Origin of the sequence: Agrobacterium sp. CCNWLW155 (genome assembly GCF_036888815.1) — a bacterium.
In the GTDB taxonomy this organism is placed as follows: Bacteria; Pseudomonadota; Alphaproteobacteria; order Rhizobiales; family Rhizobiaceae; genus Agrobacterium; species Agrobacterium radiobacter.
Genome location: NZ_JBAKFW010000019.1, coordinates 34,703 through 43,801 on the forward strand (window position 1 = coordinate 34,703; position 9,099 = coordinate 43,801).

The window sequence follows — 9,099 nt, forward strand, 5'->3', positions numbered from 1 at the left end:
TGTCCTTAATCGATCAGCAGATGGGATCGTTAATGGGAACGTTCCCGTTATCGATCTTCATTACTCTGGAGTCAACGGCATTTTTCGTGCAATGTGGCGTTCGAACAGCCATCACCAGAGTTGGAATGGAAAAAAGATAATGGAATCAAGAGAGCGCCCGCGTCAGCCGCGCGTCACTGTTCACAGCGTTGCGGCTGCCGCGGGAGTTTCGAAGTCGACCGTATCCCGCATTCTGGACGAGCGGCTACCCAGGTCCGACAGCGAAACAGCGAGACGCGTGCGGAAAATCGCCGCGGAACTGGGCTATGTGAGGGATGTTTCGGCCGCCAGCCTGCGGCGCGGCAGCACGCTAACGATCGGTGTCATCGTTCCGCGTTTAACGGATACGGTCATGGCAATGCTGTATGAGGCGATCGTTAAAGCCTGTGCCCGCACCGGACGTTTTGCCATCGTGGCAACGACGGAGGATGATCCAGAGGCGGATCGTATGGCGGCAGAATCCCTGCTCAATCGAGGCGTTGACGGGCTTATTCTCTGCACGGCACGCAAAGACGACAGTTTCCCCGACGAACTGAAAGAGCGCGGTGTGCCCTATGTGCTTGCGCTTCGAACCGATCATCACAGTCTATCGGCTGTCGGGGATGATCGGCTGGGCGGTTATCTCGCGACGCGGCACCTGCTTGATCTGGGTCACGAGCGGATCGGCGTGATCGCGGGTCCGGACTATGCGTCAAGCGCAACCGGACGCGTCGAAGGCTATCGACAAGCGCTCGAAGAGGCATCCATTTCCCTCGATACCGGTCTGATCGTCCCGTCCACATTCGGCATCCAGTCGGGTGCTGAAGCGGTTGAGAAACTCATGGCGCTCGGCGTCCGGCCGACGGCAATCTTCGCCGTTAACGACAATACAGCCATCGGGGCGCTATCCGCTTTGAACAAGATGGGGCTTTCCGTGCCTGATGATGTTTCCCTCGTCGGCTACAATGACATTCCCATCGTCAGCCACCTCTCGACCCCGCTCACGACGCTCCGCGTTCCATTCGATCAGATTGCGTCTAATGCTCTCGATTTGCTGACCTACACGACCGCCCCGCGCGACAACCGGATTCTCGTTTCAGCCCCAACTTTGATCCCACGTAAATCGACGGCAAGGCTCCACATTTAGCTCGGACTGACGCATTTTGAGGCCAATACTTTAAGGCTGCTGGCTACAGTTTAAATTGCGCAGGATTTGTTCGCCTGCAAGAGTGAAAGGTTTGGCAGCCGGTCAAGGCGGACTAAGAAATAAAGCTCGAGACGGATACCGCTTGGCTTGGCTTGCCTTGATTTCGACTGGCGCAGAGGCGACATGACGCTACTGCAGGCGCCATGCCTTCCGTGCGGCAGGCTGTATGATGGCAATCATACCTGGCGTCTTTCTCGCCTTGAAACGATCTGAACCGTCGACCCCTAGAATCAGAATCAAAACTGAACGATTTCTGTTATTTACGTCCTTAACTACGTAGAGGAGCGCAAATTTATCCCGCTGCGGGTCGTATCAGTCAAACCGCTCGCAACAGGCGCGGTGACATTTTCTATCACGATCCGTCCGTCCCTGAGTTCGATCGTTCTATCGAAGAGATCCTGCACACGCGGATCATGGGTGACAATCGCGACGCCTGCTCTTCTCGTATCGGCGATTTGCCGAAAGAGAAAAATCACTTGTCGTCCACGTACGCTGTCGAGCGCTGCCGTCGGCTCGTCGGCAAGAAAAAGGGCAGGATCATTCGCCAGCGCCCGCGCGACGGCCACGCGTTGCTGTTCGCCTCCCGACAGCCGTGCCGGAAGATTGCCAACGCGGTGCGCAAGATCGACGCTGCCAAGCAAATGCGAAGCATACTCGCGCGCCGCTCGCGCTGGCACATCGTCGATCTCGAGCGCCACGGTTTCCACCACCTTCAGAAACGGAATGAGATTGGCCCTCTGAAAAACGAAATCGATATTGTTGAGCCTGAAGATATAGATCTCGCCGGTCGTGGGCGGCTCCAAAAGGCCGGCAATCAGCAGAAGTGTACTCTTGCCGGAACCGCTGGGTCCCAGGATGCCGCCGACATCACCCGGATGAATATCGAAAGAGACGCCGTCAAGGGCGCGCACCACCGTCTCCCCGCTGCGGTAGAGGCGGGCTGCGTTGCGGACACTGAGAATCGGACTGTCGCCCATGACAGGATTTCCAACCATACGAGGCGGCAAGAATACCCCCCCTGCGCTACGTCACCGCGATTCGTTGAACAAAGTCCAGAAAAGCCCGCACCTTGGCCGGCGGCATGTGGCGTGACGGATAATAGGCGTAGAGCGGAAACTGCTCGTCGGACCATTCCGCGAGGATCGTCGTCAGCGCGCCGCTCTCAAGCCACTCGTCGAGACCTATGGCAAAGCTCTGGAATAGGCCTTGCCCTGCGAGACAGGCCGCGACGGCAGCCGAGGGATCGTCCATGATCAACCGCCCTGCCACCTTGATATCGATGGCGCCGCTATCACCCTGGAATTCCCAGGTGAACGGTCGCCCGGTCTGCGGGTCGCGAAAGAGGATGCAATCGTGGTGCATCAGGTCGTGGGGCGTGGCTGGAACTCCGCGACGGTCGAGATAGCCCGGGGCGGCACAGGTCAGCACCGGTACGTCCAGCAGTTTGCGCGCGATTAGCGACGATTCATCCGGCGGACCAAACCGCACGGCGACATCCGCGCCGCTCATCATCTCTTCGCGATAGTTGCTGGTGGTCAGATCGAGCGTCAAAGCGGGATAGCGCGCCAGAAACTCACCGATCCTCGGTGCTAGCACCATGCGCGCGAACCAGGGATCGATCGAAACCCTGAGCCGCCCGCCGACGAAGGCCGCCGAACCGGCAGCTTCGGAGGCCGCCTCCTCCAGCCCGGCCAGCAACGGCATTATCCTGGCATGGAAGCGGGCGCCCTCTTCGGTCAGCCTAACTTCACGCGGATTGCGGTCGAACAATCTGACGCCGACGCGTTGTTCGAGCCGCGCTATCGCTCGACTGACCCCTGATGGCGTCAGGCCGAGAACATCCGCGGCTCGCACAAAATTGCCCGCTTCCATCACCGCCCCGAAAACACCGACCCCGGTGAGCAACCGCGTGTCGAAACTCATGCCCTCTCTCCGTCGCAGGGTCGGACTTCGCCGACTGTCTCGTTATGATGATTTGAGATCATCTTATCTTTGATATTAATGCGTGTGAATCATCTTTATTCATCCCGTAGATACTTCCTCAACGCCCGGACGGCGCCAGCGGCATGCCGGAACCGCGTAAGTCTCCGGCCTTGCAGAGAAGGACTTCATCCATGAATGCGATCTCACGCAGAAGCCTGTTGGCGCACGGCGGCCTTTTGCTGGCAGCCGGTACAGCCGCTGCGAATACGCCGGTTCATGCGCAGGCAGCCAAACCGCAAGCATGGTCCGGAAATTTCAAACCGATCGACAGGGCGATGGAGCAGGCCGTTCGCGACGGGACCGTGGCAGGAGTCGTTGCCACAGCCGTGGGACCGGACGGCATGATCTACGAAGGGACCTTCGGAAAGGCCAATACAGCGACCGGAGCAACGATGCGCGCCGACACGGTGTTCTGGCTGTTGTCTATGACGAAGGCCTTCACCGCCACGGCCTGCATGCAACTCATCGAGCAAGGCAGGATCGATCCCGAAGACGATGCGGCGAAATATCTGCCTGAACTCGCCAATCCGATGGTGTTGGAAGGTTTCGACAGCGACGGCCAGCCACGCCTGCGCCCGGCCAAGCGTGCCATCAAGGTGCGTCACCTGCTCACCCACACCTCCGGCTATACCTATTCGATCTGGAGCGATGCCCTGACCCGCTACGAGCAGGTCACAGGAATGCCTGATATCGCGACCTGCCAGAACGGTGCTTTCCAGGCACCGCTCGAATTCGATCCCGCCGAACGCTGGCAATACGGCATCAGCATGGACTGGGTCGGAAAGCTGGTGGAAGCGGTCAGCGACCAGTCGTTGGAGGTCTATTTCCGCGAGAACATCTTCGCCCCGCTCGGCATGACAGATTCAGGCTTCCTGATCGGCAGCAAGCAGAAGGCCAGGGTCGCTACCTTCCACAAAAGGAACGCGGACGGCGGACTGACATCCGCCCCCTTCGAAATGCCACAACGGCCGGAATTCTTCATGGGCGGCGGCGGCGCCTTCAGCACGCCACGCGACTACATGACCTTCCTGCGGATGCTGTTGAACGACGGCTCCCACAAGGGCGTGCGCGTGCTGAAGCCGGAAACGGTCGCGTCGATGATGCGAAACCAGATCGGCGACCTCGACGTGCGCGCCATGACGACGGCCCAACCCGCCTATTCGCAGAGCTTCGACCAGTTTCCCGGTGAGCACCACAAGTGGGGATATTCCTTCGACATCAATACGCTGCCCGGTCCGAACGGTCGGTCGGCGGGCAGCATTTCCTGGGCTGGCCTGCTGAACTGCTATTTCTGGCTCGACCCGGTGCAAAAAGTGACCGGCGCCATCTTCACCCAGCTTCTCCCATTCTACGACGAAAAGGTCGTGAAGCTCTACGGCACATTCGAACGCCGCCTCTACGACGGCCTCGCCTGATCCATTCCCGACCTCAACACCAGGAGACATATCATGTATGCGATTACAGGAATTACCGGCAAAGTCGGTGGCGCGCTGGCGAAAGCCCTGATCGAAGCCGGAGAGCCGGTCCGTGCGGTGCTACGCGATCCCGCCAAGGCGGAAATCTGGCGCAAGCGCGGTTGCGAGATCGCCTTTGCCGAGATGGACGCCGCGACGCAGCTCGCCGCCGCGTTCAAGGGTGCCAAAGGTGTCTTCATCCTGCCGCCGTCGGAATTTGATCCGGCGCCAGGCTATCCGGAAGCGGCGAAGCTGAATGAGGTGCTGACGACCGCTCTCCTTGCTGCCCGCCCGGAAAGGGTCGTCTGCCTCTCCACCATCGGCGCCGACGCGGAAGTGGACAATCTGTTGAGCCAGCGGACGATGCTGGAAGAAGCCCTCGGCGAGCTCGATCTTCCCGTCACCTTCCTGCGGCCCGGCTGGTTCATGGAAAATGCGACCTGGGACGTCGCCTCGGCCCGCGACGAAGGTGTGTTGCACAGCTTCCTCCAGCCTGCCGACAAGACCTTCGCCATGGTGGCGACACAGGATGTCGGCCGGCTTGCCGCAGATCTGATCCGCGAGCAATGGATCGGCAATCGGGTGGTGGAACTGGAAGGCCCGGCTCGGGTCTCGCCCAACGATCTCGCCAATGCCTTCGCGTCGGCACTAGGGCATCCGGTGCGGGTGGAGATCGTCCCGCGGGACAGCTGGGAGGACCTGTTCCGTGCGCGGGGTACGCGTAACCCGCAGCCGCGCATGCGTATGCTCGACGGTTTTAACGAAGGCTGGATCGACTTCAAGGCCGACGGCGGAACCCATGTCAGGGGCACGACGTCACTTGAGCAGGTGATCGAAGCGCTGGTCCTGCAAGCAGCGGCGAGCGAGACCACCTGAGCCCGCCGGGAAAGCGGGCGGCGGACGGCTTCGGCCTCTGCCGCCGCGTCCCTCGCAACTCGAAAGGAATGATCATGGAAACGATTGAGACTCACGGTATAACGATTCCCCGGTTAGGACTGGGGACTTTCCGAATGCCTGGCGATGCTGCCCGACCGGTTGTCGAAAGCGGACTTGCCCTCGGCTTTCGCCACATCGATACCGCCGCCATGTACGACAATGAAGCCGCCGTCGGCGGGGCGCTTGAGGCCTCCGGCATAAACCGCGCTGACCTGTTCGTCACCACCAAGGTCTGGCACGACAAGCTCTCCCCCGATGCCCTGCGACGGTCCTTCGACACGAGCCTCAGCAAGCTTCGCCTCGATCATATCGATCTCTTCCTCGTGCATTGGCCATCAGCGAACATCAACATGAGCGTAACGCTGGACGCGATCACCAAGCTGAAGGAGGAAGGGTTGGCGCGCGCCATCGGCGTCTGCAACTTCAACCTGCCCATGATCCGGCATGCGATCGAGGAAATCGGCGCCCCCATCGCCGTTCATCAAGTCGAATATCATCCGTTCCTGTCACAGACGCCGATGCTGGATTATCTTCGCCGCAAGGGAATTCCGATGACCGCCTATGCGCCGCTTGCGCAAGGCCTGGCCGCAAAGGATCCTGTCCTCGCCAGGATAGGTGAAAAGCACAGCTCCACCGCCGCGCAGATCGCCATAGCCTGGCTTCTGGACCAGGAAAACGTCATCGCTATCCCCAAAGCCGCTCGCCCATCGAACCAGCGAGCCAATCTCGATGCGCTCAATATTCACCTCGACGACGAGGACCGTGCGGCTATCGCGGCTCTGCCGAAGGACCTTCGCTATGTTGATCCGCCTTTTGCGCCAAGCTGGGAGGCTGCAACGCTCTGAATGCCTTTTTTATTGTTGCGCTACGCTCGGGATACAACCCGATTTAGCCTCGCAACATCCGCTTGTTGAAGCCAAGGCTATTGGCGGGAACGACCGAAATGGGCGCGCGAAGTAGCTGTTGTGCTTCCACCGCAATTGGCAGCACTGTGCCGGACCGCTTCTTCGCTCTTGAAGGGAACAGAACTGGCGCGCCCCCTTTTTTGGCCACTCGATAACAACTATTTGTCGGTCTTGCGCTCAGGTAATCCCGCCTCCGTCCAAACATCATTCGTTCAGACGATCAACCAAACTCTTCATGAGATCCATTCGTTCATGAAGAATCGCCACGATGAGAGCGGGCCATCCTCTCGAGGCTGACAAAAGACGTAGTGGTGTTGGCATCGCACCATTCGTAACGCCGGATAAAGCGCACTTATATCCTTGAAAGAACCTTTGCCCTCGGCAAGGGTTGCGATACCTCGCTCCAAACTCGAGACATGGCGGCGTACTTGGACAGTACCCCATTGCGCACAGCGCGGGCACGAACTTCAGGAGAGCATTTGTTCGTCGTCTTGCTTGTCATAGACCGCACTTCTCACGAATTGAGGTCTCCGGCAAATTCGGGGCGGTTCAGGCCGCTTCTTTATCGAGCCGCTTAAGCTTAAGGGCGTCGAGGACTTTGCGGAGTACGGAATTGTAGTCAGCTTCGCGATGATCACCGTCCCAACCAGCCAGCAGAGCTTTATTCGACGTACGGCATATGCATCTCTTCGAAAATCGTTTCAGGAGAGTGGCGTCACTTTCGCTCAACCTGTCGTCAACATCGCTGGTAAAGACCCGTCTGATCTTGCCGCCGCAACCTTGGAACATCAGCGGTCAACGGCATCAAACCAAGCCATCAAGTGACGGCATCAGTTGAGGCGATTGCTCTTGAAGGGAACAAAACTGGCGCGCCCCCTTTTTTGGCCACGCGATAACAACTATTTGTCGGTCTTCCGCTCAGGTAATCCCGCCTCCGTCCAGACATCATTCGTTCAGACGATCAACCAAACTCTTCATGAGATCCATTCGTTCATGAAGAATCGCCACGATGAGAGCGGGCCATCCTCTCGAGGCTGACAAAAGACGTAGTGGTGTTGGCATCGCACCATTCGTAACGCCGGATAAAGCGCACTTATATCCTTGAAAGAACCTTTGCCCTCGGCAAGGGTTGTGAACCGCAGTTCAAAGGCCTTTGGCTAGTCGGTGCCAAGATGGCCGAATTGAAGGGCGCACGTTGATGCGCCCTTTCAAACGTGCCAACCGAGAATTGCGCCTTCAGATCAGCCGAGCTGTTCAATTGCAGCACCGGACTGCGGAAGCCCGATTGCGGATTTTCGAAACTCTCGTACTCGGCGGCTGCATTGACAAAACCGGAGAAGGGTATGACGGAACCTGCATCGAGGGCAGCAAGTCCCGCGCAGAAGTGGAGTTTTTTACGATCTATAGAAAACTCATCGGCGGTGGCTTTGAAATCATCACCGGCCGTTCCGATTTTTACGAGGCGCAGCGCGTTGCCGCTCACCTTTGCGGGCGGATTGACCCTCAAGATCGAATGTTAGATGAATTTCATGGTTGTACTGGAGATTCGGCGTCACCACAGGCCCCGGCTGTTCCCGTTTTGGGAATTTTCTCTTGTTCCCGTTTTGGGAATGTGATAGGTAGTCCCCATGCAGATCATCGCCAAGTCTACGTTGAAACAGTTTTGGGAGCTTCACTTTCAGGCCGAAACACCTCTGAAAACGTGGCATGCGATCGTCAGCAAGGCCGAATGGACCAGTCCGGCCGACGTGAAGGCAATATTTGGCGCGACAGTCGATTTTGTTTCCGACAATCGCATTATTTTCGACATTTCGGGCAACAAGTACCGGCTTATCGTCCACGTTGCCTACCCATACAAGCGAGTGCTGATTAAATTCATCGGCACGCACAAGGAATACGACCAGATCAACCCGGAGACAGTGTAATGGACAACATTCGCGCCATCAGAAGCGATGACGACCTCGCATGGGCCATTGCGGAGGTCAGCCAGTATTTCGACAATCCGCCCGATCCTCTCAGCACCGACGGCATGCGCTTCGATGTTCTTTCCGATCTGATCGAAGCATACGAAGACAAGCATTACCCCGTCGAGGCACCCGAACCGGTCGAGCTTATCAAGGCTCACATGGAGCTGACAGGACGTAGCCAAGGCGACCTCGCGACGCTGTTCGGATCCCGCTCCCGCGCATCCGAAGTGCTGAACAAGAAGCGCGCCCTGACCGTTGATATGATCCATCGGCTACACAAGGAATGGGGCATTCCTTCCGATTGTCTCGTTGAGCCCTATCACCTTGCAGCTCCGGAGCTTAAATACGCTTGACGGGTGGCCTCGTCTTAACCGATCGCCGACGTCGTGAGTGCTCCAACGGCGACCGGTGGTTCCTCGAACGCGTCCAATCGGGGGGCGAGGATATCGTTGTCCACCGTGCCAATCCTGCCTCTGGCGGAAAGGAAACCAGGACGCCTGTCTCAGCTTTTCTTTACGTGAACGCCAATAGCCCGACCGCAGGGCGCTTTGCGAAGCTCTGCGAGAATTGAATCCTCTCGGCGCACCACCGGACAGCGGCAAAGCCGTCTGGGAAAACGGGTCCCGGAA

The 9,099-nt window shown here is 58.4% G+C and carries 9 protein-coding genes and 2 pseudogenes; 6 read left to right on the top strand and 5 right to left on the bottom strand.

The genetic code is table 11. The features are described 5' to 3' along the window. Positions 1–139 precede the first annotated feature (139 nt). Positions 140–1,165, top strand: coding sequence for a LacI family DNA-binding transcriptional regulator (locus V6S97_RS26785; RefSeq protein ID WP_111796996.1), 1,026 nt, complete (start codon positions 140–142; stop codon positions 1,163–1,165). 332 nt (positions 1,166–1,497) lie between these two features. Here V6S97_RS26785 and V6S97_RS26790 read toward each other — a convergent pair whose 3' ends face one another. Next, positions 1,498–2,202, bottom strand: coding sequence for an ABC transporter ATP-binding protein (locus V6S97_RS26790; RefSeq protein WP_334428100.1), 705 nt, complete (start codon positions 2,200–2,202; stop codon positions 1,498–1,500). 46 nt (positions 2,203–2,248) lie between these two features. Beyond that, positions 2,249–3,148, bottom strand: a complete 900-nt coding sequence (locus V6S97_RS26795; RefSeq protein WP_060726617.1) for a LysR family transcriptional regulator — start codon at positions 3,146–3,148, stop codon at positions 2,249–2,251. Between the two features lie 191 nt (positions 3,149–3,339). Between V6S97_RS26795 and V6S97_RS26800 the strand changes: the two genes are divergently transcribed. The 3 genes from V6S97_RS26800 to V6S97_RS26810 all read left to right on the top strand — a co-directional run bounded on the left by V6S97_RS26800 (position 3,340) and on the right by V6S97_RS26810 (position 6,443). Beyond that, positions 3,340–4,623, top strand: a complete 1,284-nt coding sequence (locus V6S97_RS26800) for a serine hydrolase domain-containing protein (protein WP_334428101.1) — start codon at positions 3,340–3,342, stop codon at positions 4,621–4,623. A 33-nt stretch (positions 4,624–4,656) separates the two neighbouring features. Beyond that, complete coding sequence (locus V6S97_RS26805) at positions 4,657–5,538, top strand: NmrA family NAD(P)-binding protein (RefSeq protein ID WP_334428102.1); 882 nt, start codon at positions 4,657–4,659, stop codon at positions 5,536–5,538. Between the two features lie 74 nt (positions 5,539–5,612). Continuing rightward, positions 5,613–6,443: an aldo/keto reductase gene (locus V6S97_RS26810; RefSeq protein ID WP_080865434.1), complete on the top strand. Its 831-nt coding sequence runs from the start codon at positions 5,613–5,615 to the stop codon at positions 6,441–6,443. A gap of 264 nt (positions 6,444–6,707) precedes the next feature. Here the strand turns inward: V6S97_RS26810 and V6S97_RS26815 are convergent. The 3 genes and pseudogenes from V6S97_RS26815 to V6S97_RS26825 form a co-directional block, all read right to left on the bottom strand. Beyond that, positions 6,708–6,952: pseudogene (locus tag V6S97_RS26815) on the bottom strand (type II toxin-antitoxin system RelE/ParE family toxin); the annotation flags it as partial. A gap of 496 nt (positions 6,953–7,448) precedes the next feature. Next, positions 7,449–7,633: pseudogene (locus V6S97_RS26820) on the bottom strand (type II toxin-antitoxin system RelE/ParE family toxin); the annotation flags it as partial. Beyond that, a complete protein-coding gene (locus V6S97_RS26825; RefSeq protein ID WP_111796997.1) occupies positions 7,597–8,010 on the bottom strand; it encodes a hypothetical protein in 414 nt (137 codons plus the stop codon). The gene V6S97_RS26825 and the pseudogene V6S97_RS26820, both read right to left, overlap by 37 nt. 121 nt (positions 8,011–8,131) lie before the next feature. Between V6S97_RS26825 and V6S97_RS26830 the strand changes: the two genes are divergently transcribed. Together V6S97_RS26830 and V6S97_RS26835 are read left to right on the top strand one after the other, a co-directional pair. Next, positions 8,132–8,428, top strand: a complete 297-nt coding sequence (locus V6S97_RS26830; protein ID WP_060726613.1) for a type II toxin-antitoxin system HigB family toxin — start codon at positions 8,132–8,134, stop codon at positions 8,426–8,428. Beyond that, positions 8,428–8,823, top strand: coding sequence for a helix-turn-helix domain-containing protein (locus V6S97_RS26835; protein ID WP_060726612.1), 396 nt, complete (start codon positions 8,428–8,430; stop codon positions 8,821–8,823). The genes V6S97_RS26830 and V6S97_RS26835 overlap by 1 nt, the downstream gene beginning before the upstream one ends. Positions 8,824–9,099: the final 276 nt, after the last annotated feature.